The following is a 23147-nucleotide window of genomic DNA, read 5'->3' as shown; positions in this document are numbered from 1 at the left end:
CAGGTGCAGCACGGGCGACGGTAGCTGCGGTGACGAAGCGGACGGCCTGCAGACCTTGCTTCCACTGCGGCGCACCGGTTCCCGGCCACCGCTGTTCTGTTTCCATTCCGCGGTGCCGCTGGCGTGGTGTTATGCGGTGGTGGTTTGTTTTTATCACCTGGGTTAATTCGGGCCCGGGCCCCGCGACGCCGGAGGCGTCGCCATAAATATTGCGCTATGAGCGAAGTGGGTGGGGATCGGGAGTTCGGTCACGCCCCGTTTCGTTAATGTTTGTGACAGCAACGAGCCGGCGAGAGAAGGCAGGTATCCGTGACAATCAACCAAGCCGAGGTCATGACAGCTCCGACCGCTGGGCTCAATCTCAGCGATTCCGTGTACGAGCGCCTGCTGCGTGAGCGCATCATCTTCCTCGGCACCCAGGTCGACGACGACATCGCGAACAAGATCTGCGCGCAGATCCTGCTGTTGTCGGCGGAGGATCCCACCAAGGATATTTCGCTCTACATCAACTCGCCGGGTGGTTCGGTGAACGCCGGGATGGCCATCTACGACACCATGCAGTTCGCGGAATGCGATATCGCGACCTTCGGTATGGGCCTGGCCGCCTCCATGGGGCAGTTCCTGCTCACCGCGGGCGCGAAGGGTAAGCGTTTCGCGCTGCCGCACACCCGGATCATGATGCATCAGCCGTCGGCCGGTATCGGTGGTTCGGCCGCGGATATCGCGATCATGGCCGAGCAGTTCGCCTACACCAAGCGTGAGCTGAACGAGTTGCAGGCGATGCACACCGGGAACCCGGTCGAGCAGATCAACGCCGACGCCGACCGCGACCGCTGGTTCACCCCCCAGCAGGCGCTGGAGTACGGCTTCATCGACCAGGTGATCACCAGTGCGCGCCAGGCGGGCGGCACGGGCAACTAGGACGTCGTTCGCGGAGCCGCCTGCGCGGCGGTGGCCGTGATCGGTGTTCAGCGGACAGCTCACTCATAGACTTGGAGACGAATATGGCCAATCCGAACGTTGCACGCGCCGGTCTGGGCGGCCTCGCCCCGGCGGGCCCGCAGTCGCGCTACATTCTGCCGTCGTTCATCGAGCATTCGAGCTTCGGTGTCAAGGAATCCAACCCGTACAACAAGCTGTTCGAGGAGCGCATCATCTTCCTCGGCGTGCAGGTCGACGATGCTTCGGCGAACGACATCATGGCGCAGCTGCTGGTGCTGGAATCACTGGATCCCGATCGCGATATCACGATGTACATCAACTCCCCGGGTGGTTCGTTCACCTCGTTGATGGCGATCTACGACACCATGCAGTACGTGCGTGCCGATGTCGCGACCGTCTGCCTCGGGCAGGCGGCGTCGGCGGCCGCGGTGCTGCTGGCCGCGGGTACCCCGGGTAAGCGGGCCTGCCTGCCGAACGCGCGGGTGCTGATCCACCAGCCGTCGGTCGAGGGCGGGATCCAGGGTCAGGTGTCGGATCTGGAGATCCAGGCCGCCGAGATCGAGCGGATGCGCCGGCTGATGGAGACCACGCTGGCCCGCCACACCGGCAAGGACGCGGACACCATTCGCAAGGACACCGATCGTGACAAGATCCTGACGGCCGAGGAGGCCAAGGAGTACGGGATCATCGATACGGTGTTCGACTACCGGAAGCTCAGCGCTCAGAAGTAAGCGCGGCCGGAGTCCGGCGCACCGCGATCGACAGCGGTACGCCGGGCCGGCCGGGCTGCGGGACCCGGCCGCGCCGCTGCGGCGGCGAACGTGCGACACGCCCCGTACGGCCCGCGCGGTGGAAATCGCGCGACAACGCCGTATCCACGTGAAACCCCGCACAACCGCGATGAGAAACCTGCCCGAGTTGTCGACCCCGATCGCACACACCGGGTACGGTCAAACCCAGGGACCTTTGTTCCCGGTTGACAGCACCGCCCCTCGATCCGGGTGACAGCGCCGGATTTCGCTCCATTGCGGGCGCGGCCGGCTGACAGCTGGACGGATGGTTGCACGCGAACAAGGAAGTAGGGACCCACACGATGGCGCGCATCGGCGACGGCGGCGATCTGCTCAAATGCTCGTTCTGCGGGAAGAGCCAGAAGCAGGTCAAGAAGCTCATTGCGGGACCAGGGGTGTACATCTGCGACGAGTGCATCGATCTGTGCAACGAGATCATCGAGGAAGAGCTGGCCGAATCGAGCGAGGTCAAGCTCGACGAGCTGCCGAAACCGGCGGAGATCCGGGATTTCCTGGAGAACTACGTGATCGGCCAGGACACGGCCAAACGGACGCTCGCGGTCGCGGTGTACAACCATTACAAACGTATTCAGGCCGGGGACAAGGGCCGGGACGCGCGCGGGGAAAGCGTGGAGCTGGCGAAGTCCAATATTCTGATGCTCGGTCCTACCGGCTGCGGTAAGACCTATCTGGCGCAGACGCTGGCGAAAATGCTCAATGTGCCGTTCGCGATCGCCGATGCCACCGCGCTCACCGAGGCCGGCTATGTCGGCGAGGATGTCGAGAATATTCTTCTCAAACTCATCCAGGCCGCCGATTACGACGTCAAACGCGCGGAGACCGGCATCATCTACATCGACGAGGTCGACAAGATCGCGCGTAAGAGCGAGAACCCGTCGATCACCCGGGATGTTTCCGGTGAAGGCGTGCAGCAGGCGCTGCTGAAGATTCTGGAGGGTACGCAGGCGAGCGTGCCGCCGCAGGGTGGCCGTAAGCATCCGCATCAGGAATTCATCCAGATCGATACGACCAATGTGCTGTTCATCGTGGCGGGCGCATTCGCCGGTCTGGAGAAGATCATCTCCGATCGCACGGGCCATCGCGGGATCGGTTTCGGTGCCGAGGTGCGGTCGAAGGCCGAGATCGATACCACCGATCATTTCTCCGAGGTGATGCCGGAGGATCTGATCAAATTCGGTTTGATTCCCGAGTTCATCGGCCGGTTGCCGGTGGTCGCCTCGGTGACGAACCTGGACAAGGATTCACTGGTGAAGATCCTGTCCGAACCGAAGAACGCGCTGGTGAAGCAATACATCCGGTTGTTCGAGATGGACGGCGTGGATCTCGAGTTCACCCGTGACGCGCTCGAGGCCGTGGCGGATCAGGCCATTCTGCGGGGCACCGGGGCGCGCGGCCTGCGCGCCATCATGGAAGAGGTGCTGCAGCAGGTGATGTTCGATATCCCGAGCCGCGACGATGTGGCGAAGGTCGTCGTGGACGCGGATACCGTCAACGACAATGTGCTGCCCACGATCGTTCCGCGTAAGCGCGAGCGCGCGGAGCGTCGCGACAAGTCGGCCTGACGCCCGACCGCAACCGTTCCGAGGCCGGTTCCGGCCTTATCGGCGGCGTATGCGCTGTATGGTCGTCACCACTCGACATTCGTGCGATGTAGGAGCGGTTATGGCGACACAGCTGCTTGCCGGGGGTTTACGGCGCGAGCGATGTGCAGACATCCCGGCGCCCGCACGGTTCGGCCGGGCGGGCGCCGTTTTCTGTGTACTGGCGGCGGCCCTGACGGCCGCCGTACTCGGTGCTCCGTCGGCCGCCGCCACCGTGACCCAGGTCAGTGTCACCCCGGATATGAATGCCGGGATCCGCACGAACTACGGCACCGGTTGCAGTTACACCCTGCGGGCCCGGCTCAGCGAGGCGGTGACCCCGGTGACCTTCTACGACAACGGCATTCCGATCGCCACGGTGCCGCCCGCGGGCGGCGGACTGGCACTGATCACCTGGGTTCCCGCCTACGAGGGTGATCACACCCTGCAGGCGGCCCAGCCGGGCGGCGGCCCCGCTCCGTCGGTGCAGGTGTTCGTCGGCCGCGGCGCACATATCGGTTACGCGTGCTGGGTGATCTGACCGGCGGTCAAGGCACTGTGTGGTGACGCTTCGCTACCGCCTCCGGGCCTGACCGCTCATGCTGTGTCCATGGGGCATGAGCGGGGCCCTGCGTGGTGACGCTTCGCTACCGCCTCCGGGCCTGACCGCTCATGCCCACGGCACCCGGCACGAATCGGTGCTGAATCCCTGCGAGGTGATGCCGAGCGCGTGGTTGTTGCGCGCCCGGGAGTTCTCCAGGCCGATCTGGTAGGTCAATTCGATCACGCCCGCTTTGCCGAACCTGCGTTCCAGGTCGGCCACCTGCTCGTCGGTGACCGTCATCGGGGTCGCGGTCATCGCGTCGGCGTAGGCGATGGCCGCCCGCTCGTCGTCGGTGTAATGCGAAGAGGTCTCGTATTCGTCGATGTGCTGGAGCCGGTCGATATCCAGGCCGTCCAGGCGTTGCAGCATGGTGCCGAAATCGACGCACCAGGAGCAGCCGACGGTCCAGGCCGTGCGGTAGACGGCGATTTCGCGGATATTGGCGGGCAGTTTGGTGGAGGCCCGCTCCGCCACGAGTTCGTGAATGCCGCCGGCGAGCAGGATTCCGGTGTGGTGGCCGCTGACCGCGAACGGTTCCGGTACTTCGCCGATCTTGCGCCGCGCGAACCAGTACATGGCCTTGGTCAGCAGCCCGGCGTCCTTCGGGGCGAGCGGGGGGATACGGGTAGTGCTCATCGGGTGTCTCCTCGGTCCGGGTGGATGCTTCTACTACCTGGACGAGATACGGTCCCGCGGCGTGACGCCCGGGGTGCCCACGGTGCCGGCCCGGCGCGCGGGATCTCGGAGAGTTCGCGCGCATGATGGGGGCCGGGGCCGGCCGTGGGCAGCCCCGAGGTCGGCGATACGACGGCTCAGCGCAGTAGAGCCGCCGGATCGCGGCTCATTCGGGCTCGACGGCCATATCGCCGGCGCTCCAGTACGCGCGCATGCGGGTGATCCGGCCCTCGGTGTCGAATTCCATGACATCGATCGGGCTCAGGGTCATCCGCTGACCGTCGAACTTGGTGACCAGTGTGAAGACGAAGGCGGCGTGGTTACCGGCGATCCGCACGGTTTCCGGCGCGAGCGAGGCCTCGCGTTCGAGGCTCGTGATGACGTTGTAGAACTCCCGGATGGCGTCGTGGCCCTGTTTCGGCTCGGTGCCGATGGGGTCTTCGATCACGGCATCCGGGGCGTAGAGCGCGACGATATCTTCGGTGGTTCCCGAGCCGACTCGTTTCACGTACTGCTCGACTACGTCGCGGATCTCCCGTGCCATCACCACTCCTACGAATTGGAACGTGTTCTAGGTTCGCGAGCGTAGCAGCCGGGTGCCGATCCGGCACCGGGAACGGGGTGGCAGGCCGGGAGCCCATTTTCGGGCCCCGTTGGCGTGGAAAGGAGAAAGACCTGATCAGAGCGCATACCTTGCGCGCCGGACGGGCGTCTTCGCTGACCCCTCGGTTCGCCGTTGAATCGCCGCCGCGCAAGTAATGCGTCTGCCCGGAATTTCGCTGCGGAACCGGCGGATGTTACGTGTTTCAGTCAGTATTGCGACCAGTTCCGGAGCGTGCGGAGGGGCAGATCCGGGCCCGCCGCGGTAACTCACTCAGAAATCATTGCTATGACTGCTGGTCTGGCCGGTGTGTCGGCGGTTCGGTGTCGGTATTGTGATGTTGAATCGACCCCGATCAACCAGATGTTCGAGCGACGAGTGAAAGCGGAGGAGATATGGCACTGCCAACGATGACCGCGGAACAACGCACGGAGGCTCTGGCCAAAGCGGCGGCGGTGCGCAAGGCGCGCTCCGAACTGATCGGTCAGGTGAAAGACGGCAAAGTTTCGGTCGCCGACCTGCTGCGCAAGGCCGATAGCGATGAACTGGTCAAGAAGACCAAGGTGGTCGCTGTGATCAAGGCGCTGCCGGGGGTCGGGCCGGTGAAGGCCGCCAAGCTGATGGACCAGGCGGAGATCCCGGAGGATCGCCGGATCGGCGGTCTGGGTGCCCGCCAGCGGGCGGCGCTGCTGGAGGCGCTGGCCAACTGAGGAGGGGAGCGTCCGATCGTGGGCGCTCCGAACTCCGGCCGCGGCCGAGCCGGTCGTCAGGCGAAACGACCGGCATGGCCCGGCGGGCCAGGTGCTGCTATGTCCACACGTGATGCCATCGAAGCATTCCTCGATGAATATCAATCCACGCTGAGCGCCTTCGACGCCGAGCGTACGGCCGCACTGTGGGGCGTCCCGGGCACGATCGTCGGCGATGAATTCGTCGGGGCGCTGCATTCCCGGGAAGAGATGGCGCGCGGCCTGGCGCAGGCGCATCCCATGTACCAGATGCTGGGCCTGTCCCGGGTCGATCACACCCTGCTGGAATTCGCCGAGCTGACCTCCGCGCTGGTGCGGGTCCGGGTGCGCTGGCATTTCTACGACGGTGACGATGCGCTGCTCACCGACAGCGATTACGAATATCTGCTGCGCCGTGACGACGAGGGCTGGCGCACATATGTCGCCGTGGCCATCGACGAGGCGGAGAAATTGGCCCGTGTAGCGGCGGACCGGGGGATTCGGCTACCGGGAATGTAACCGGTGGCCATGTGATACGGGAAGTGTTCACGGAATGGCGCGATCTGCCAGTAGGGCTGCCACACCGTCGAGTATGCGCTCGATTCCGAATTCGAGGGCGGCATCGCGGTGGTGCGTCCGGTCGCCCGGACTCGGTGTTCCGGAGGGCTCCGATACGGCCTCGATCAGCCGTGGGAAACGGCCGCCTGCCAATTCCAGCGCCGCGGCCATTGTCGAAGTGAATTCCTTCTCACCGGCTGTGGGGCCCATCAATTGCTGGGCCAGGCTGCGTACGTGCCCGTTGAGTACGACAAGCGTGTCCAGCCGCTCCGGGCCGGACAGCTCGATATCCGCCATCGTCTCGAGGGCTGCTTCGGTCCAGCCGAGCTCGTTGGGGCCCATCGGCCGGGTGCCGGTCAGCAGTTCCATCACCCACGGATGCCGTCGGTAGCGTTCGAAACTCAGCAGTGCCCAGGACCGCAGCCCGGACCGCCACGGTGGCGCGCCGGTGGTGTCCAGTTCCGGTAGGCCGGCCAGGGCCGCTTCTGTCATCAGCGCGGTGAGCTCGGCTTTGCCCGGCACATGGCGGTACAGCGACATCTTGGTGTATCCGAGCCGGTCGGCGAGCTTCTGCATGGATACCGCGGCCAGTCCTTCGGCATCGGCCAGTTCGGTCGCGGCGGACACGATCGCGGCGCGGGACAGGGTGGGTTTGGGTCCCCGGGTCGACGGCCGATCGATACCCCAGAGCATTTCCAGCACGGTCGGGGTCGCCATCGGGTACCTCTCGAAATTCGGTTGACGTGGAATTGTGTCTACCATACGCTGCACTGCGTCCGGTGGAAACAGTATCCGTTGGACGCTTATTCTGGATGGAGCTCACCATGAAGAACCGCAGCGTTCTCGTCTCCGGTGCGAGTATCGCCGGTCCCGCGCTCGCCTATTGGCTGGCTCGCTACGGATTCGATGTCACAGTGGTCGAGCGGGCCCCATCGCTGCGACCAGGCGGCCAGGCTGTCGACTTCAAAGGGATCGTGCATCGCACGGTGCTGGAGCGGATGGGCGTCTACGACGAGATATGCCGCCGTAGTACCGGCGCCACCGATATGGTCCTCGTCGATGCCCGCGGGCGCGAGCGAGCGCGGATATCCGGCGATTTCACCGGCGGTGACGTCGAAATACTGCGTGGCGACCTGGCCGCGATCCTGTACGAGGCCGGTGCGCGGCACTGCACCTACCGGTTCGGTGATTCGATCAGTGCGCTTCGCGATACCGAGGGCGGTGTCGAGGTCGAGTTCGAGAACGGTCCGGCCGCTCGCTTCGATCTGGTTTTCGGTGCGGACGGTATCCACTCGCGGGTGCGCCGGCTGACCTTCGGACCGGAAGAGCAGTTCGTCCGGCACCGCGGTTACTACTACGCCATAGCCGGCGAACCACCCCGGCGTGCGCAGTCGGATGGGCCGCGTAGGCGCGAATCGTATGCCCATAACGACGCGGGCCGGCTTGCGGTAGGCGGCGGTCCGAAGGCGCAGCAGATGTATCTGTTCGCGGCACCCGAGATTCAGTTCGCGGACGAAGCCGACAAGCGTCGTGTGCTGACCGAGAAGTTCGCCGGGATGGGCTGGCGGGTACCGGAAATGCTCGCCGAACTCCCCGAACTCGGCGATTTCTACCTCGATGCCCTGGCCCGGGTCCGGATGCCGAGCTATGTGTCGGGACGGGTGGCGCTGGTCGGAGACAGTGCCTATGGGAACACCCTCGCCGGGTTCGGTACCGGTCTGGCGGTAGTGGGGGCCTATGTGCTCGCCGGGGAACTGGCCGCCGCAGCAGGCGACCATACGGTGGCTTTCGCCCGATACGACCGGATCATGCGCAGGTATGCGAAGGTCGGTCTCGGGAGCAGTCCCGGCCCGTTCCTGGCACCGAAAACCGCATATGGCCTGCGGCTGCGTGATTGGTTTCTCGGATCGCGCTGGTTCGGTCTCATGGATGAGTTCGCAGTGGAAGCGAAGGACGATCTGGATCTCACCGGCTACCCGGCGTGGGAACCGCGCTGACCGGTCGTGGGCACCGGTTGCTGCGGACCGCAACAGCCGGAGAATGCGCCGATACACGGCGGAATCCGCCACGGCGAGCTACCGGACTGCGGCCGAAGCGTTGTCCACGTCAGATGCCGGGGATCGACCCCGCGACTCGTTCCGCGCCGGTGTAGAGGTTCATCGTGTCGCCGCGGACGAAACCTGCCAGGGTGAGCCCGGATTCGGCGGCGAGATCCACGGCCAGCGAGCTCGGGGCCGAGACCGCCGCGAGGATCGGGATACCGGCGAGGACCGCTTTCTGCGCGAGCTCGAACGAGGCGCGACCACTGACGACCAGCACGAGATCCGATGCCGGAATCCTGTTCTCCCGCAGCGCCCAGCCGATGACCTTGTCGACCGCGTTGTGCCGGCCGATATCCTCCCGTACGGCCACGGCTTCACCGTCGGTGGTGAACAGGCCCGCGGCGTGCAGGCCGCCGGTGGCGTCGAAAACCGTCTGGCGCCGGCGTAGGGCGTCCGGCAGGCGGGCGAGGACTTCGGCCTCTATCAATGGTTGCGGAGGTGGGAGTGGGTGGCGGCTGCGCTGCCGGATCTCGTCGAGGGCGGTTTTCCCGCACACACCGCAGGCGCCGGTGGTCAGGAACGGGCGCTTCGGCAGGGCGAAGGGGGCGGCCGGGTCGATATCGAGAACGTTGTAGGTGTTGCGGCCTTCGTCGTCTGTCCCCGCGCAGTAGCGGGCGGTGCGGATATCGGCGGCCTCGGTGATCAGCGATTCGGCGAAGAGGAAACCGTGCACCAGGTCGATATCGTTGCCCGGGGTGCGCATGGTGACGGTGAGCGATTCCCCGCGGACCCGGATTTCCAGGGGTTCTTCGACGGCCAGGGTATCGGGACGGGTGATCTCGCCGGCCGGGGTGATCCGTCGCATCCGGCGTCGCGCGGTAACTCTGCTCATTCGGCGCTGCGCTGGTGGATATGGGGTTCGAGCCGGATGACGACCGCCTTCGATACGGGGGTATTCGACCGCTCCGCCACATGGTCGAGTGGTACCAGGGGATTGGTTTCGGGGTAGTAGGCGGCGGCGTTCCCGCGGGGCGTGGAGTATTCGACCAGCCGGAAGCCGGCTACCCGGCGTTCGATACCGTCGGTCCATTCCGCGACCAGATCGACGAGATCGCCGTCACGCAAACCCATCTCGGCGATATCGCCGGCGTTCACCAGCACCACCCGTCGGCCGTGGTGGACGCCGCGGTAACGGTCGTCGAGGCCGTAGATCGTGGTGTTGTACTGGTCATGGCTGCGCAGCGTCTGCAGGACCAGCCGGCCGGGCGGTACCGGCACCCAGCTCAGGTCGTTCACCGCGAAATTGGCTTTCCCCGTGGCGGTGCGGAATTCGCGGGTATCGCGCGGCGGATGGGGCAGGACGAAACCGTTGCGTTGCCGGACCCGGCTGTTGTAATCGGCGCAGCCCGGTACCACCCGGGCGATGGCATCGCGGATCCGGTCGTAGTCGTCGCGGAAACCTTCCCAGGGCACGGGATGTCCGGGACCCAGCAGCTCCCGGGCGAGTTCGCAGACGATCGCGACCTCGCTGCGTAGTTCGTCGCTCACCGGATCCAGCCGGCCGGTGGACAGATGCACCATCGACATCGAATCCTCCACCGACACCTGCTGGCGCCGGCCGTTCTGGATATCCAGATCGGTACGGCCCAGGGTCGGCAGGATCAGCGCGGTGGCGCCGTGGACGATATGGCTGCGGTTGAGTTTGGTCGATACCTGCACCGTGAGTGCGCAGTTGCGCAGGGCGGCCTCGGTGACGGTGGTGTCCGGGGTGGCGGCGACGAAATTGCCGCCCATACCGAAGAACACGCGGGCCTGCCCGTCGCGCAGTGCGCGGATGGCGGCGACGGTGTCGTAGCCGTGGGTGCGAGGACTGGTGATCTCGAACTCGCGATCCAGGGCGGCGAGGAACGGTTCGGGCATCTTCTCCCAGATGCCCATGGTGCGGTCGCCTTGCACATTGGAATGACCGCGCACCGGGCAGACCCCCGCGCCCGGTTTGCCGATCATGCCGCGCGCAAGCAGCAGATTGGTCGCTTCCTCGATGGTGGCGACCGCGTTCTTGTGCTGGGTGAGCCCCATCGCCCAGCAGACGATGGTGCTGCGGGAGCGGGCCAGCCGGTCGGCGGTGCGGGCGAGTTCATCGGGGGTGAGACCGCTGGCCTCGTACACGGTATCCAGGTCGACCGCGCGGATATGGCGCTCGTAGCCGGCGAAACCGGCCGTATGCGATTCGATGAAGGCGCGGTCCAGGACGGTGCCCGGGGCGCGGTCCTCGGCCTCGAACAGCAGTTTCGCCAGGCCCTGGAACAGGGCCATATCGCCGCCGAGGCGGATCTGCAGGAAATCGTCGGCGATATCGACGCCGGTGGTGAGCCCGCGCACGGTCTGCGGATCGCGGAAACCGATCAGGCCGGTTTCGGGCAGCGGGTTGATCGCGACGATTTCGGCGCCGGATTTCTTCGCGTCGGCGAGCGCGCTGAGCATGCGCGGATGATTGGTGCCCGGGTTCTGGCCGGCGATCAGGATGAGATCGGCGGCGGCGAAATCGTCGACGGTCACCGAACCCTTGCCGATCCCGATGGAGCCGGTGAGTGCGGTTCCCGACGATTCGTGGCACATATTGCTGCAGTCGGGCAGGTTGTTGGTGCCGAAGCTGCGGACCATCAGCTGGTAGAGGAACGCGGTTTCGTTCGCGGTGCGGCCGGAGGTGTAGAAGACGGCCTCGTCCGGGGAGTCCAGTGCGCGCAACTGCTCGGCGATCAGCCGGTAGGCGTCGTCCCACGCGATCGGGCGGTAGTGGGTATCGCCCGGCCGCAGCACCATGGGATGGGTCAGGCGGCCCTGGCGGCCCAGCCAGTACCCGGACTTCCCGGCGAGGTCGGCGATCGAATGTCCGGCGAAGAACTCCGGGCCGACGGTGTTCAGTGTCGCCTCCTCGGCGACGGCTTTCGCCCCGTTCTCGCAGAACTCGGCGGGGCGCCGGGGCCCGCTGGGTTCCGGCCAGGCGCACCCCGGACAGTCGAACCCGTTCACCTGGTTCACCCGCGCCAGCGTGCGCGCGGTGCGGACCACCCCCATATCGGCGACCGCCCGCCCCAGCGCGACACCGACCGCCCGCACCCCGGCTGCCTGCGTCTTCGGCGGTGTGACGGTGAGCGCGGATTCGTCGATGTCCTCGGTAGGGCCGTTGCGGTGCATACCGCCATTGTGCGCTGTGCGGCGCGGACGTGTGGTCCGGGCACACCGCTCAACCGGCGTGCGCGGTCTCCGACGGGTAGGTGAGGACCTGTTCGCTGATGCGGATCCGGCCGCCGGGTGGTAGTTCGGTCGGGGATTGACCGATACGGGTCCAGCGCGGTTCGTCGGGGGTCGAGACGAAGGTCCCGGCCGCGGTGCCGGCGTCGCGCAGATAAACCTTGCCCGCGTCCACCGAGAGGTAGGCGTGGACGCGCGAGATATGGCGGTCGCGCTGCAGCACCAGCGGTGCGGCGGTTTTGCGGCGCACCGATTCGTCGACCGAGGGCCCGCGGCCGATCACGTACGCGCGGTCCAGCGGATAACTCGTACCGTCCTCGGCGAGCAGTACGGCCGGGCCGTTCTCCGGGGCGTCCGTGCCGTTGTGGGCGGCGTGCGCGCGCGATTTCCCCGCGTCCTTACGTAGCCGGATGTGATCCGCGGCCTGCCGCGCCGGTGCCGCGGACCAGGCCCGGGTGCCGGGTAGCGGCTCCGCCGGGTGCGCGCTCGCAAGTCCTGTACGTGGCCCGGAATCCGCCGCCGGTTCCGGATCGGCGGCGACCAGACCGGCCGGTGCCGTGGCGGGCGGCTCCCCGGCGACCCGTTTCGCCGCGGCGGCCGCGGCGGGCCGGCCCGGTTTCTTGCTCCGGCGTACCGCCGCGTGGATCACGAATCCGCCACCGGGCACCACCCCGGCGCGCAGATCGGTCCGGGGATACGGCGTCACCTGGGCGTCCGCGCCCGGACCGACCGACAGGGTGCGTACCGGATCACGGACGATTTCGTCCACCCAGGTGAAAGCACGCGCCCCGACCAGTCGCCGGGACCCCTCCGCACCGGAGATCAATGCCGATACCGGCCCCCGCAACAGCACCAGGGTGCCGTCCGCGGTGGGCGCGACCAGCCCGAACGGGGGCGGTTCCGAACCGGTCCCGAAGACCACCGCCGCGAGCCGCTGCGCGATCGCCGCCCCGGGATGCTCCGCATCCGCCACCGCCTCGACGGCGCCGAGTATCCGCTCGGTGGACGCATTGGCACCCACCAGATAGATAACGACATCACCGAAGCGCGCGACCAGGCCCTCACCCGGCGCGATACCGATGGTGGACGTATCGACGCGCACCCCAGGCTCCTTCCTCAGACCACGGCACCAGCATAGAGGCGAGCTGTATTTTCCTGCGGCGCCTGCGACCCCGCGCAATTGAGCCGTCGAGCTGAGCGTCCTATGGGGTTATCATGAAGGTGATATCAGGCCCTTCGATATTGCCATCATTGATGGCGAATCTGTCGGTATTGTGATCAGTGGTAGTCCGCAGCGAGGAGATGATGGCGCATGAAGAACGTGACGATCCGAAATTTGAGCGATGAAGTCCACCGCGCCATCCGCCAGCGCGCGGCCGGCAACGAACGCAGCATCGAGGCCGAAATGCGCGCAATCCTCACCGAGGCGGTAAAACCCCCCGAACGGATCAAGCTCGGCACGCTGCTCGCCGGCGTCATCAGCGAAGAGAACCGGCTCACCGACGATGAACACGCCGCCTACTTCGGTCGTGACAAGACCCCGCACGAACCGATGGTGTTCGGCCGGTGATCATCCTGGACACCAACGTCATCAGCGAAACCACCAAGAAGGCCCCGGACGAGCGGGTCACGGCATGGCTGGACGCCCAGGCCAGCGAAACCCTGTACCTGTCGGCCGTCACCGTCGGCGAACTCCGGTACGGCATCGCTACGATGCCCGCCGGCCGCCGCCGCGACGAATACACCGACTGGCTGGAGAACTACACCGTATCCGCGTTCACTGGTCGCATCCTGGCCTACGACCTGGCCGCCACCGCGGAATACGCCCGCCTCATGTCGGCCGCCCGCGCTGCCGGGCTCGCAATCGCCGTCGCCGACGGGATGATTGCCGCCACGGCGGCCGCTGCAGGCTTCACCGTTGCCACCCGCGACCGGTCGCCGTTCGAGGCCGCCGGAGTTCCCGCCATCGATCCGTGGCGAGCGGAATGATCGCAGCCATGACTCGACACTCGCAATCTTGCCGCTTTGCCTCGCGGAAGTGCTCATGATTCGCGAGGTCACCGTCGCGGATATACCTCGGCTGCAGGAGATCGAGGTGCGGGCCGGTGAGCCGTTCGCCGCGGTGGGGATGGATGCGGTGGCCGGGGATGAACCGCTGTCCGCAGAGGTCCTCGGTGAATTCGTGCTCGACGGCCGGGCCTGGGTGTGGGAGGCTGCCGGGGCGCCGGTGGGGTATCTGATCGTGAGCGTTGTCGACGGGAACGCGCATATCGACCAGGTGTCGGTGCTGCCCGGATACCGGGGGCAGCGGATCGGGCGGCGGCTCATCGACCGGGCGGTCCATTGGGCCGCGGAACGCGGGCTGCCGGCGATTACGCTGACCACGTTTACCGAGGTCGCCTGGAATGGGCCCTATTACGCGCGGATGGGATTCCGCTATCTCGATACCACCGACGAGACGCCCGGTCTGCGCGCGGTGCGGGCCGAAGAGATCGCGCACGGACTGGATCGCTGGCCGCGCGCCTGTATGACCGCTTCCGTGCCGGAGTGGCAGTACGCCGCGGCTCACTCCGAATAGGCGGCGACCATCGCCTCGGCGGTGGCCCGGGCCGCGGCGCGGTCGTGTGCGACCAGGCCGATCCGGGTGCGGCGGTCCAGCAGATCGCCGGCGTCCAGGGCGCCTTCCTGGGTGAGGGACCAGGCGAATTCCGCCGCCAGCACATCCGCTCCCGGTGCCACGGGGGTAGCCAGTTCGGGGTCGGTGGCGGCCAGGGTGGCGACGGCGGGTGCTTCGGCGCCGTAGCGTTCGATCAGCAGTTGGGGTGCGAGCAGGCGATCGCGTGCCGCGCCGGCGACGGCGCCGGCCAGCGGTAGATCGGTTGTCCGGCACGGTCCGGCGGTCAGGCGGGCATGCGCTGTCGCGGTGTCCAGGGCGTCCTGTGCCATTTTGCGGTAGGTGGTGAGTTTGCCGCCGACCACGGTGATCACACCGGACGGCGAAGTGAGGACCGCATGTTCGCGCGAGATATCGGCGGTGCTGTCACCGCCGGTGCGCAGCAGTGGGCGCAGTCCGGCATAGGAGCCGCGGATATCGCTGTGCGTGAGGGGGATTCGCACCACGGTGTTCACTGTGTCGAGCAGGAAATCGATCTCGGCGGGGGTCGGGCGGGGTTCGTCGGGGACCGGCCCCGGTGCGTCCTCGTCGGTGAGGCCGAGATAGATCCGGCCGTGCGGTGCGGGCAGGGCGAAGACGAAGCGGCCCACGGAACCGGGAACCGGGATGGTGAGTGCGGCGGTGAGGCCGCCGAAGGCCGCGGCGTCGAACACCAGATGGGTGCCCCGGCTGGGGCGCAGTTCGATACTGGGATCGACCTCGTCGGCCCAGACTCCGGTGGCGTTGACCACCGCCCGGGCGCGGACGGTGAGGGTTTCCCCGGTCCGGGTGTCGCGGAGGGTGGCCCCGTCGCCGGTGACGGTTTCGGCCGCGACGCGGGTGAGTACGGTCGCGCCGCGGGCGGCGGCGGTCCGGGCCAGCGCGACCACCAGCCGGGCGTCGTCGACCAGTTGCCCGTCCCAGGCCTGCAGTCCGCCGCGTAGCCCGTCGCGGCGCACGGTCGGGGCCAGACGTAGTGCTTCGGCCCGGGTCACCCGGCGCGAGCGCGGTAGCAGCGAACCGGAGGTGCGCGCGCCGGTGCGTAACAGATCGCCGGCCAGGAAACCGGTGCGGATCAGTGCGCGGGAGGACAGGCCGATATCGGGTAGCAGCGGTACGAGTTGCGGTAACGGCCGCACCAGGTGGGGGGCGTTGCGGCGCAGCAGGATCCCGCGTTCCACCGCGCTCTCGTAGGCGATACCGACCCGTCCGCTCGCCAGGTAGCGCAGGCCGCCGTGGACCAGTTTGGAACTCCAGCGGCTGGTGCCGTGTGCCAGATCGTGTTTCTCCACCAGCAGTGTGCGCAGTCCGCGGGCGGCCGCGTCGAGGGCTACGCCGGCACCCGTTACTCCGCCGCCGATGACCAGTAGGTCGACGGTGGGATCGTCGCCGAGGGCGGTGAGTTCGCGGACGCGCCGGCGGGCGTTGAGCGCGGCGCCGGTGGTGTCGGAAGGGTTGCTGACCATGGTTTCGTGGCACGGCTGCCGCTGAGGGCGGGGCGGTGGTCCGCGGGCCGTGCGCTACTCCTTCCTGGACGAGGAGGTCTCGGGCGCGAGGTACGCGTCGAGGGCGTGCCGGAGTTCGGTATCCATTGCCGGTCCGTCGAGTAGTTCGGCGACCGTGGCCGCCGACTGGACCGCCGACTGCGCGATCAGCAGGACCATCGCGGCCAGCTGTGCCGGGTCGCCGCGGCGTACCGATCCGTCGGCCTGGCCCTCGCGGATACCGGTGCCGAACAGGTCGAGCAGTTCGCGTTGATTGCGGCCCAGGCGGCCGAAGACATAGGTGAGCATGAGATCGGTATCGGTGCGGAAGATCTTGCCGAACAGGGGGTTCGACCGCACCTGCGCCGCGCCGCCGACGATACCCGCGACCAGGCGCGTACGTGCATCGCCCGATTCGGGTACGGCCGCCGTGATGATCGCGCGCAGCTCGCGCACCAGCAGTTCGCCGATGAGCGCGCGGCTGTCGGACCAGCGCCGGTAGACCGTGGGCCGGCTCACCCGTGCGCGCCGGGCGACCTCGGCGAGCGTGGTCCGGCGGACCCCGAATTCCGCGACACAGTCACGTGCGGCGTCCAGGATGAGCCGGTCCACGGAACCGGCGTCTTCGGGGACTGCACCAGGGGGCACGGGGCGGCAACCTCATCTCACTTAGTTACTGCTTGACAGAACATGTCAAACTGTAACGCATGACCACTGGGCAGGGCGACACCCCCGAAGAACCGGCCGCGACCGCCGCACGACCCGATATGGTGTGGGACGCCTGGGGAGTTCCCGCCGGGCACACACCGTTGCCGGAGCAGATCCGCGGTCTGCTCGGCCAGGTGTTCGGCATCTCCGGGGAACCGGCGATACGTCGTGATGAGGGCGATGTGCCGCTGCGGCCGCCGGTCCTGTCTCCGGACCGGCGCGCTGGACTCGCAGGGGTGGTGGGGGAGCAGCAGATAACCACCGAACACGTCGCCAGGCTGCGGCACGCCGGCGGAAAAAGCACTCTCGACCTGCTGCGACGGCGCGCCACCGGCCCACAGGACGCCCCCGACGCCGTGGTCTACCCGGCCGATCACGCACAGGTGGCCGATGTGCTCGCCTACTGCTCCGAAGAGGGCATCGCCGTCGTTCCGTTCGGCGGCGGAACCAGCGTGGTCGGTGGACTGGACCCGGTACGCGATCGTTTCGAGACGGTGATCGCGCTCGACCTGCGCCGCCTCGACGCGCTGCTGGACTGCGACCCGGTCTCCGGTACCGCGACCTTCGGCGCCGGGGTCACCGGGCCGCGCGCCGAAGGGCTGCTCGCCGCGCACGGTCTGTCCCTCGGACATTTCCCGCAGAGTTTCGAATTCGCCAGTATCGGCGGTTTTGCCGCGACCCGTTCGTCGGGGCAGGCCTCGGCGGGATACGGCCGTTTCGACGATATGGTCCAGCGGCTGCGGGTCGCCACACCCACCGGGACAGTGGAACTCGGCCGCGCGCCGGCCTCGGCGGCCGGACCGGATCTGCGTGAATTGTTCGTGGGTTCCGAAGGGGCGCTCGGGGTGATCACCGAGGTGACCGTGCGGGTGCATCCCATCCCCGAGGTCACCGACCATATGGCCTGGTCGTTCCCTGATTTCGCCGCCGGTGCCACCGCATTGCGCGCGGTGGTGCAGGCCGGTGCGCCGCCCACCGTGCTGCGGCTGTCGGACGAGGCGGAAACCGGGTTGAATCTGGCCCGTTCCAAGGATGTCGGCGGTGCCCCGGTTTCCGGGTGCCTGGCGGTGACGACTTTCGAGGGCAGCGCGGCACATGTTGCCGCACGCAGCGCCGAGGCGGCCGACCTGTTGCGTGCGGCCGGTGGTACCGAACTGGGGCCCGATCCGGCCCGGGCCTGGGAGCACGGCCGTTTCGCGGCGCCCTACCTGCGCGATGCCCTCCTCGATGCCGGAGTGCTGTGCGAAACCCTGGAAACCGCCACCACGTGGAATCGTCTCGGCGAACTGAAAACGCAGGTCACCAGCGCGCTAACCGAGTCACTGACCGCCCAGGGCACGCCCGCACTGGTCATGTGCCATATCTCGCATACCTACCCGACCGGTGCCTCGCTGTACTTCACCGTCGTCGCGAAACTCCTCGACGATCCGATCACGCAGTGGCAGGCCGCGAAACAGGCAGCCGGGGACGCCATCGCCGCCGCCGGCGCCACCATCACCCACCATCACGCCGTCGGCGCGGACCATCGCCGCTGGCTACCGGACGAGATCGGGGAGCTCGGGGTGCGGGTACTACGCGCGGTGAAACGCGAAATCGACCCGGCCGGGATCCTCAACCCTGGCACACTGCTGCCATGACCGAGGCCGGCGGCCGCGGAGCCGATCTCCGCGAGGTGCGAGCGGTCGCCGTGGTGACCAACCCGTCCGCCGGTCAGGGCCGGGCCCGCGACGCGGCACGCGCGATCATGGAACAGCTGTCCGGCGACGGGATCGAGATCCTCGAGATCCACGCCCCCACCGCCGCCGAAACACGGGAGCAGTTGCGCGCCACCCTCGCCGCCGGACCACCCGACGCGGTCGTCTGCGTCGGCGGTGACGGACTGGTCTCCACAATTCTCGATCCGCTTGCGCATACAACGGTCCCGCTGGCCCTGCTCCCGGCGGGCACGGGGAACGATCTCGCTCGGGAACTGGGTATCGGCGACGATCCCCGCGCCGCCGCCGACCTGGTCCGCCGAGGGAGGACCCGCACGATAGACCTGGGCCGGCTCGAACCCAGCGGGCACGAACCGATGTGGTTCGCGACGGTGGCCTGCACCGGTTACGACGCCCGGGTCACCCTGCGCGCCAACCGGATGCGCCGGCCGCGTGGGCGGTTGCGCTACACCTTCGCCGCGGTCGCCGAGATCGCCCACGGCACCAGCGTGCCGTATCGCATCGAATTGGGTGGGGACCATCCGGATCCGGTCGTCGAGACCGAGGCGCTGCTGGTCGCGGTGGGTAACACCACCACCTACGGCGGCGGGATGCGGATCTGCCCTGATGCCGTCTGCGATGACGGGATGCTCGATGTGACGGTCGTGGGCAAGGTGTCGCATCTGGAGATGCTGCGCATTCTTCCCGCACTGTCGGCGGGTAAACGGATCGAGCATCCCGCTGTGCGCCAGTACCGGGTCGAATCGGTGCGATTGTCGGCGCCGGATACCCCCGCCACTGCCGACGGCGAACCCGCCGGGCACCTCCCGGTCACGCTGCGGATCGCACCGCGCGCGCTCACCGTGTTGTGCTGAGTTCCGCCGGTACGCAGACGCGGTGAGGTGGACCCGGTGCCCGCTCGCCGGGTGCCGCGAGCCGGTGGGTCAGGCAGCGAACCGGATTTCGTGCAGGTGATCGATACCGGAGCGGTCCAGGACCACCACCGACTCCGGTTGCGGCCGTGGCCCCGTTCCGTTCTCGACTCGGTCCAGCAGGCGTCTCCAGCGCCGTACATGCCAGTTGAATGAGGCCCGGCCCACCCGTCGCCCCCGCGCATACTGCCCGTCCCGGGCGATCGCGGCGGGGACATCGAGCAGCACCATATGTAGTTCGCGACCGCGTCGCGCGGCCCAGCGGGTCAGCAGATGCCGGGTGAACGCCACGGTGCCGCAATCGTGGACCACCACCGGGCCCGTATGGTCGCGCAGAGCGATCCAGATCCGGCGGAAATGCACCAGATGAACCACCGGGCGCCAGAGCGGGTAGGGCAACCAGGCCAGCCGGGGCCGCCACGAGTTCCGGGCCTGGATCGAATCGAGGACCAGCGAACCGCCGTGGCCCACCGGCGCGGTCTCGGCGTCGGGTTCGGAGCCGAACAGTTTGCGCAGCGCGGTGCTCTTACCCGCACCGGGGATGCCCGCGAAAATTACTGTGGCCGTGGGCGGATACCGCAACTCCCCGGTGCGGCGGCCCCGTAGGTCCACGACTCCCCGCGGGTTCACGACAAGCGAATCCGATTCGGGGAAGACGGATTCGGGGGGATACAACGGGACCGAGTCGAGCGGGGGGTTCACGTGGTCCAGGGTCCCCAGTGCGGCCGAATTCGGCAACTGTACCGGTCGCGCCGACGGCAGAGTACCGGATGGTAACGGGCCCGGCGGGTCCGGCGATATCGCCGGTGACAACTCCGCGACCCGGGACGGGTGGGTCGAGGATGCCGAAATGCCTGCAGGATTGGGAAGCTTCATGAAACGTTGCCTGGTGACCGTGTTCGTATGCGCCGCGGTGGTTCTCGGCGTAAGCGGGTGTGGCGACGACTCCGCATCGCACGACGACCACCCGACGACCTCCACAACCGCTGTGACCAGCACGGAGGCGCCGTCGAGCGTTGCCTCGACCACTCCGGTGCCGCAGAGCCCGCCACCGGCTCCCCCCGTTGCCGTCGAGCCCCCGCCGGCCGCGGAACCACCGGCCGAGGAGCCGGCCCCGCAGCCTCTCGCACCTGCGCAGCCACCCGTCCAACCCGAACCCGCTCAACCCGAGCCGACACTCACGCTCCCCGATTTCGATCCGCAGGCCGGCTACTGATCGACGGGTGAAATCGTGTTCCGCAAGTTTTTCCGGTGGCGAGTGGGAATGGCGAGCGCTGTGGTGGCGGCCGCGCTCACCGCGACCACCATGTACGCACCGGCCGCGGCGGCGCCGGCCGAAAACCCCCGCCACCCAGGAAAAACCCTGGTGGTTCTCGGTGATTCGTTCACTGCGAACTACCCGAAGTTGTTCTCGGGGACCAAGGAGTGCCTGCACGCGGCCACCTCCTGGCCGACTCGGCTGAGCGAGCATATGGGTGTCGCGGGCACGCCGGAGTTCGTGGACGCCTCCTGCAGTGGTTCCACGATCTCGTCGGGGCAGGGCTGGTGGCTCGTGCACGAGGTGGCCGAGGCGGCAAAGCAGCAGGCATTCGGTCCGGAGACCCAGGTCATTGCGATCCAGACCGGGATGAACGATGTCTGGTCCAAGACCAATTCGGCGTCGCTGATCACCTCGTTGCAGTCCTGCGTATTCAACTTCGTCGACGGATGCGGGCTCGAGGCCGCCGAACAGGGACGGTTCACGGAGTACCGGAACGTCACGGGTCAGCTCTACGCCAAGCGCATCCGCGAGGTGATCACCTATATGCGGTACTACGCGCCCAACGCACGGATCATGCTGGTCGGGTACCCGGAATTGTTCCCTGCGGGGCAGGAACACCTGTGCGTGAACGTGCTCGGCGCCGGGCAGGTCGTGCAGCCGCGGGGCCGCGCGGTGACCGAATACCTGGACCGCCTCGACAACGCGCAACGGGACGCCGCGGAACTGCTGGACCTCGAGTTCGTCGATATCCGCTCGGCGACCGCGGGCCACGGACTGTGCTCCGACGAGCCGTGGCTGAACGGTTTCTTCGACCCCGCGGCCGATATGGCCGGGATGCCGTTCCATCCCTCGGCGCACGGTGACGCGGTGACCGCGGCGACCGTGTACGAAGCGATCCGCCGGTGAAGATGGTCCCGGCCCGGGCCGAGTCCGGATCGGAAGTCCTCGATACCGCGGCCGCGCGGCCGTCGCTGCCGTCGCTGACCGGGGCACGCTGGTGGGCGGCGTTCGCCGTCTTCGTGTTGCATGCCCTGGTGTTCCTGCCGGTGTATCCGTTCCAGAAGTCGGAGCTGTTCCGGCAGATCCATCAGCTCATGCCCATGCAGCTGGGCGCCGCGGGCGTGACCTTCTTCTTCGTCCTGTCCGGGTTCATCATCTACTGGTCGTTCCGGCCGGGCAGCTCGGTGCCGCGGTTCTATTGGCGCCGGGTGCTGAAGATCTACCCGACCCACCTGGTCGCGGCCGTCACGTTCATCCTGGTGGTGAGCGTCCCGTTGACGCGGCCGGTGGTCTGGGCGCCGAACCTCGCGCTGATCCACACCTGGGTGCCGAAGTGGACGACGGTCGGCGGACTCAATGTGCCGTCCTGGTCGCTTGCTGCGGAGATCCTGTTCTACCTGAGCTTTCCGCTGCTGCTGCCGCTGGTGCGCCGGATCGAGGGCCGGCGGGTGCCGTCGGCGCTGGCGGGGACGCTGGTGGGGATCCTTTTACTGCATACCGCGTATTACCTGTGGGTGCCCGGACCCAAGGGGATCGCGAATACGTTCGCGCCGCGGCTGATACCGGGGGAGGAGTCGCCGTACTTCGAACTCCATGCCGCGCCCATCTGGTTCGAGCAGTCGGATATCCCGGTGGCCTTGTCGTATTGGCTCAGCTACAACTTCCCGCTCTCCCGGCTGCCCGAATTCTTCCTCGGGGTGCTCGCGGCACGGTTGGTGCTGGAGGGTCGCTGGCGCAACACCCGGCTGACATTGCCGGTGATCGCGCTGCTGATCGCCTATGCGGCGACCTGGGTGGTGCCACCGAACTACAAGATGTCGGCGCTGCTGCTGGCGCCGATGACGGCGCTGGTGGCCACGCTGGCCGCGCGTGACCTGGCGGGGATCCGGGGGTTCAGCGCCTCACCGCGGATGGTCTGGCTGGGCAATATCTCCTTCGCCTTCTATCTGATCCAGTTCCCCGTGATGGCGTTGATCACCCGCTTCCTCATCGGTGGCAAACAGTTCGGGCTGCTCGGCTGGCTGGGGTTCGCCATACTGAGCCTGATCGTGTCCACGGTGGCGGGGGCAGCCATCTACCACTGGATCGACGACCCGCTGATGCGCCGATTCTCGGGGCGTCGCACCGCGCCGCGGGATAAACCGGCGTCGAGCACCGGTTTGTGACCGACCTGAGAATTCCGGTGCTCAAGCTGAGAATTGGTTGTGGATTCGCGGGGCGGCCGTAGAACGGCGGTAGGCTGATCGATGTAGGCGGAGTCTTCGGTGTCCCTCATCCACCGAAGGCTCCGCCTCGGCCTTTCCTGTACTGCCTGTCTCGATCCGGGCTCACCGTTGCCTTCGGCATCGCTCACCGATATCCGATACCGCCCACATCCATGGTCGGGGCCCGCCCTTGGTCCGGAGCGGGGGAGCGAAGGAGTGAAGACCAGGGGTTGACAGGGCCCCGGCCCGGGGCCCCCCCGGCCGCGCCCGCCCCGCCCCACCCCCCCCCCACCCGGCCCCTGCTTTGCCCGCCCCCCGGGGCCCCCCCCCCGGGGGCCGGCGAGCCAGTTGATCCGGACCCCACCGAGACCCGTTCACCCTCACGACTCACGCCCGAACCAGACCACACCGGTC

24 protein-coding genes are annotated in these 23147 nt (G+C 67.5%); 15 read left to right on the top strand and 9 right to left on the bottom strand.

What is annotated here, in order from left to right:
- Nucleotides 1-333: 333 nt before the first annotated feature.
- The 4 genes from QH196_RS26540 (at nucleotide 334) to QH196_RS26525 (ending at nucleotide 3875) form a co-directional block, all read left to right on the top strand.
- Nucleotides 334-921 carry an ATP-dependent Clp protease proteolytic subunit gene (locus QH196_RS26540; RefSeq protein WP_280418570.1) on the top strand — a complete coding sequence of 196 codons (588 nt, stop codon included), beginning with the start codon at nucleotides 334-336 and terminating at the stop codon, nucleotides 919-921.
- Between the two features lie 83 nt (nucleotides 922-1004).
- Nucleotides 1005-1673 carry an ATP-dependent Clp protease proteolytic subunit gene (locus tag QH196_RS26535; RefSeq protein WP_051157257.1) on the top strand — a complete coding sequence of 223 codons (669 nt, stop codon included), beginning with the start codon at nucleotides 1005-1007 and terminating at the stop codon, nucleotides 1671-1673.
- Nucleotides 1674-2035: 362 nt separating this feature from the next.
- The gene (gene clpX / locus QH196_RS26530; protein ID WP_280418567.1) at nucleotides 2036-3316 is read left to right on the top strand and encodes an ATP-dependent Clp protease ATP-binding subunit ClpX; all 1281 of its coding nucleotides are present in this window, start codon (nucleotides 2036-2038) and stop codon (nucleotides 3314-3316) included.
- A gap of 100 nt (nucleotides 3317-3416) precedes the next feature.
- Nucleotides 3417-3875: a hypothetical protein gene (locus tag QH196_RS26525; protein ID WP_280418566.1), complete on the top strand. Its 459-nt coding sequence runs from the start codon at nucleotides 3417-3419 to the stop codon at nucleotides 3873-3875.
- Nucleotides 3876-4004: 129 nt separating this feature from the next.
- Here QH196_RS26525 and QH196_RS26520 read toward each other — a convergent pair whose 3' ends face one another.
- Nucleotides 4005-4574, bottom strand: coding sequence for a carboxymuconolactone decarboxylase family protein (locus QH196_RS26520; RefSeq protein WP_280418565.1), 570 nt, complete (start codon nucleotides 4572-4574; stop codon nucleotides 4005-4007).
- A gap of 205 nt (nucleotides 4575-4779) precedes the next feature.
- Nucleotides 4780-5157 carry a nuclear transport factor 2 family protein gene (locus QH196_RS26515; RefSeq protein ID WP_280418564.1) on the bottom strand — a complete coding sequence of 126 codons (378 nt, stop codon included), beginning with the start codon at nucleotides 5155-5157 and terminating at the stop codon, nucleotides 4780-4782.
- A gap of 452 nt (nucleotides 5158-5609) precedes the next feature.
- On the opposite strand from QH196_RS26515, the gene mihF reads away from it, so the two are divergent.
- Nucleotides 5610-5924: an integration host factor, actinobacterial type gene (gene mihF / locus QH196_RS26510; RefSeq protein WP_033244686.1), complete on the top strand. Its 315-nt coding sequence runs from the start codon at nucleotides 5610-5612 to the stop codon at nucleotides 5922-5924.
- Between the two features lie 99 nt (nucleotides 5925-6023).
- On the top strand, nucleotides 6024-6461 hold the full coding sequence (locus QH196_RS26505) for a nuclear transport factor 2 family protein (RefSeq protein ID WP_280418563.1): 438 nt from the start codon (nucleotides 6024-6026) through the stop codon (nucleotides 6459-6461).
- 27 nt (nucleotides 6462-6488) lie between these two features.
- Here the strand turns inward: QH196_RS26505 and QH196_RS26500 are convergent, their stop codons facing one another.
- A complete protein-coding gene (locus QH196_RS26500; protein WP_280418562.1) occupies nucleotides 6489-7217 on the bottom strand; it encodes a TetR/AcrR family transcriptional regulator in 729 nt (242 codons plus the stop codon).
- 107 nt (nucleotides 7218-7324) lie between these two features.
- Between QH196_RS26500 and QH196_RS26495 the strand changes: the two genes are divergently transcribed.
- Complete coding sequence (locus QH196_RS26495) at nucleotides 7325-8497, top strand: FAD-dependent monooxygenase (protein WP_280418561.1); 1173 nt, start codon at nucleotides 7325-7327, stop codon at nucleotides 8495-8497.
- Between the two features lie 109 nt (nucleotides 8498-8606).
- Here the strand turns inward: QH196_RS26495 and fdhD are convergent, their stop codons facing one another.
- Genes fdhD through QH196_RS26480 form a run of 3 tightly spaced genes read right to left on the bottom strand, consistent with a single transcriptional unit; the run spans nucleotide 8607 to nucleotide 12899 of the window.
- Nucleotides 8607-9434 (bottom strand): formate dehydrogenase accessory sulfurtransferase FdhD, encoded by an 828-nt coding sequence (gene fdhD / locus QH196_RS26490; RefSeq protein WP_280418560.1) that lies wholly within the window; start codon nucleotides 9432-9434, stop codon nucleotides 8607-8609.
- Entirely contained in the window at nucleotides 9431-11740 is a 2310-nt protein-coding gene (locus QH196_RS26485; RefSeq protein ID WP_280418559.1) for an FdhF/YdeP family oxidoreductase, read from the bottom strand. Before QH196_RS26485 ends, fdhD begins: the two co-directional genes overlap by 4 nt.
- A gap of 49 nt (nucleotides 11741-11789) precedes the next feature.
- Nucleotides 11790-12899 carry an FHA domain-containing protein gene (locus tag QH196_RS26480; RefSeq protein WP_280418558.1) on the bottom strand — a complete coding sequence of 370 codons (1110 nt, stop codon included), beginning with the start codon at nucleotides 12897-12899 and terminating at the stop codon, nucleotides 11790-11792.
- Between the two features lie 210 nt (nucleotides 12900-13109).
- Between QH196_RS26480 and QH196_RS26475 the strand changes: the two genes are divergently transcribed.
- From QH196_RS26475 to QH196_RS26465, 3 genes are read left to right on the top strand one after another with little or no spacing between them, the layout of a single operon-like run.
- Entirely contained in the window at nucleotides 13110-13367 is a 258-nt protein-coding gene (locus tag QH196_RS26475) for a FitA-like ribbon-helix-helix domain-containing protein (RefSeq protein ID WP_280418557.1), read from the top strand.
- A complete protein-coding gene (locus tag QH196_RS26470) occupies nucleotides 13364-13786 on the top strand; it encodes a PIN domain-containing protein (RefSeq protein WP_280418556.1) in 423 nt (140 codons plus the stop codon). The genes QH196_RS26475 and QH196_RS26470 overlap by 4 nt, the downstream gene beginning before the upstream one ends.
- A 55-nt stretch (nucleotides 13787-13841) precedes the next feature.
- The gene (locus QH196_RS26465; protein ID WP_280418555.1) at nucleotides 13842-14375 is read left to right on the top strand and encodes a GNAT family N-acetyltransferase; all 534 of its coding nucleotides are present in this window, start codon (nucleotides 13842-13844) and stop codon (nucleotides 14373-14375) included.
- Here QH196_RS26465 and QH196_RS26460 read toward each other — a convergent pair.
- Together QH196_RS26460 and QH196_RS26455 are read right to left on the bottom strand one after the other, a co-directional pair.
- Nucleotides 14363-15916 carry a glycerol-3-phosphate dehydrogenase/oxidase gene (locus QH196_RS26460; protein ID WP_280418554.1) on the bottom strand — a complete coding sequence of 518 codons (1554 nt, stop codon included), beginning with the start codon at nucleotides 15914-15916 and terminating at the stop codon, nucleotides 14363-14365. The two genes, QH196_RS26465 and QH196_RS26460, sit on opposite strands and share 13 nt — an antisense overlap.
- Before the next feature lie 54 nt (nucleotides 15917-15970).
- The gene (locus QH196_RS26455) at nucleotides 15971-16582 is read right to left on the bottom strand and encodes a TetR/AcrR family transcriptional regulator (protein ID WP_280418553.1); all 612 of its coding nucleotides are present in this window, start codon (nucleotides 16580-16582) and stop codon (nucleotides 15971-15973) included.
- Nucleotides 16583-16701: 119 nt separating this feature from the next.
- Here QH196_RS26455 and QH196_RS26450 point away from each other — a divergent pair, with 119 nt between their 5' ends.
- Both QH196_RS26450 and QH196_RS26445 read left to right on the top strand, forming a co-directional pair.
- The gene (locus tag QH196_RS26450) at nucleotides 16702-18279 is read left to right on the top strand and encodes an FAD-binding oxidoreductase (protein WP_280418569.1); all 1578 of its coding nucleotides are present in this window, start codon (nucleotides 16702-16704) and stop codon (nucleotides 18277-18279) included.
- Complete coding sequence (locus tag QH196_RS26445; RefSeq protein WP_280418552.1) at nucleotides 18276-19211, top strand: diacylglycerol/lipid kinase family protein; 936 nt, start codon at nucleotides 18276-18278, stop codon at nucleotides 19209-19211. Before QH196_RS26450 ends, QH196_RS26445 begins: the two co-directional genes overlap by 4 nt.
- Before the next feature lie 69 nt (nucleotides 19212-19280).
- Here the strand turns inward: QH196_RS26445 and QH196_RS26440 are convergent, their stop codons facing one another.
- Nucleotides 19281-19970 carry an AAA family ATPase gene (locus QH196_RS26440; RefSeq protein WP_280418551.1) on the bottom strand — a complete coding sequence of 230 codons (690 nt, stop codon included), beginning with the start codon at nucleotides 19968-19970 and terminating at the stop codon, nucleotides 19281-19283.
- Between the two features lie 148 nt (nucleotides 19971-20118).
- Between QH196_RS26440 and QH196_RS26435 the strand changes: the two genes are divergently transcribed.
- Genes QH196_RS26435 through QH196_RS26425 form a run of 3 tightly spaced genes read left to right on the top strand, consistent with a single transcriptional unit; the run spans nucleotide 20119 to nucleotide 22694 of the window.
- Nucleotides 20119-20484, top strand: coding sequence for a hypothetical protein (locus QH196_RS26435; RefSeq protein ID WP_280418550.1), 366 nt, complete (start codon nucleotides 20119-20121; stop codon nucleotides 20482-20484).
- A 48-nt stretch (nucleotides 20485-20532) separates the two neighbouring features.
- On the top strand, nucleotides 20533-21435 hold the full coding sequence (locus QH196_RS26430) for an SGNH/GDSL hydrolase family protein (RefSeq protein ID WP_280418549.1): 903 nt from the start codon (nucleotides 20533-20535) through the stop codon (nucleotides 21433-21435).
- A gap of 2 nt (nucleotides 21436-21437) precedes the next feature.
- The gene (locus QH196_RS26425) at nucleotides 21438-22694 is read left to right on the top strand and encodes an acyltransferase family protein (protein WP_280418568.1); all 1257 of its coding nucleotides are present in this window, start codon (nucleotides 21438-21440) and stop codon (nucleotides 22692-22694) included.
- The last annotated feature ends 453 nt before the right edge of the window (nucleotides 22695-23147 follow it).

The sequence above is a fragment of the Nocardia carnea genome, from assembly GCF_029868325.1.
Taxonomy (GTDB): Bacteria; Actinomycetota; Actinomycetes; order Mycobacteriales; family Mycobacteriaceae; genus Nocardia; species Nocardia carnea_C.
Note: the sequence above shows the minus strand (reverse complement) of the source record. Positions and strands in the feature narration are given on the sequence as shown.

What these genes read in the sequence shown, in the direction of transcription:
- QH196_RS26485 (WP_280418559.1), bottom strand. Translation starts at nt 11,740, where the DNA reads ATGCACCGCAACGGCCCTACCGAGGACATCGACGAATCCGCGCTCACC.
- QH196_RS26460 (WP_280418554.1), bottom strand. Translation starts at nt 15,916, where the DNA reads ATGGTCAGCAACCCTTCCGACACCACCGGCGCCGCGCTCAACGCCCGC.
- mihF (WP_033244686.1), top strand. Translation starts at nt 5,610, where the DNA reads ATGGCACTGCCAACGATGACCGCGGAACAACGCACGGAGGCTCTGGCC.
- QH196_RS26465 (WP_280418555.1), top strand. Translation starts at nt 13,842, where the DNA reads ATGATTCGCGAGGTCACCGTCGCGGATATACCTCGGCTGCAGGAGATC.
- QH196_RS26430 (WP_280418549.1), top strand. Translation starts at nt 20,533, where the DNA reads ATGGCGAGCGCTGTGGTGGCGGCCGCGCTCACCGCGACCACCATGTAC.
- QH196_RS26475 (WP_280418557.1), top strand. Translation starts at nt 13,110, where the DNA reads ATGAAGAACGTGACGATCCGAAATTTGAGCGATGAAGTCCACCGCGCC.
- QH196_RS26425 (WP_280418568.1), top strand. Translation starts at nt 21,438, where the DNA reads ATGGTCCCGGCCCGGGCCGAGTCCGGATCGGAAGTCCTCGATACCGCG.
- QH196_RS26515 (WP_280418564.1), bottom strand. Translation starts at nt 5,157, where the DNA reads ATGGCACGGGAGATCCGCGACGTAGTCGAGCAGTACGTGAAACGAGTC.
- fdhD (WP_280418560.1), bottom strand. Translation starts at nt 9,434, where the DNA reads ATGAGCAGAGTTACCGCGCGACGCCGGATGCGACGGATCACCCCGGCC.
- QH196_RS26535 (WP_051157257.1), top strand. Translation starts at nt 1,005, where the DNA reads ATGGCCAATCCGAACGTTGCACGCGCCGGTCTGGGCGGCCTCGCCCCG.
- QH196_RS26450 (WP_280418569.1), top strand. Translation starts at nt 16,702, where the DNA reads ATGGTGTGGGACGCCTGGGGAGTTCCCGCCGGGCACACACCGTTGCCG.
- QH196_RS26495 (WP_280418561.1), top strand. Translation starts at nt 7,325, where the DNA reads ATGAAGAACCGCAGCGTTCTCGTCTCCGGTGCGAGTATCGCCGGTCCC.
- QH196_RS26520 (WP_280418565.1), bottom strand. Translation starts at nt 4,574, where the DNA reads ATGAGCACTACCCGTATCCCCCCGCTCGCCCCGAAGGACGCCGGGCTG.
- QH196_RS26540 (WP_280418570.1), top strand. Translation starts at nt 334, where the DNA reads ATGACAGCTCCGACCGCTGGGCTCAATCTCAGCGATTCCGTGTACGAG.
- QH196_RS26445 (WP_280418552.1), top strand. Translation starts at nt 18,276, where the DNA reads ATGACCGAGGCCGGCGGCCGCGGAGCCGATCTCCGCGAGGTGCGAGCG.
- QH196_RS26435 (WP_280418550.1), top strand. Translation starts at nt 20,119, where the DNA reads ATGCCTGCAGGATTGGGAAGCTTCATGAAACGTTGCCTGGTGACCGTG.
- clpX (WP_280418567.1), top strand. Translation starts at nt 2,036, where the DNA reads ATGGCGCGCATCGGCGACGGCGGCGATCTGCTCAAATGCTCGTTCTGC.
- QH196_RS26525 (WP_280418566.1), top strand. Translation starts at nt 3,417, where the DNA reads ATGGCGACACAGCTGCTTGCCGGGGGTTTACGGCGCGAGCGATGTGCA.
- QH196_RS26505 (WP_280418563.1), top strand. Translation starts at nt 6,024, where the DNA reads ATGTCCACACGTGATGCCATCGAAGCATTCCTCGATGAATATCAATCC.
- QH196_RS26500 (WP_280418562.1), bottom strand. Translation starts at nt 7,217, where the DNA reads ATGGCGACCCCGACCGTGCTGGAAATGCTCTGGGGTATCGATCGGCCG.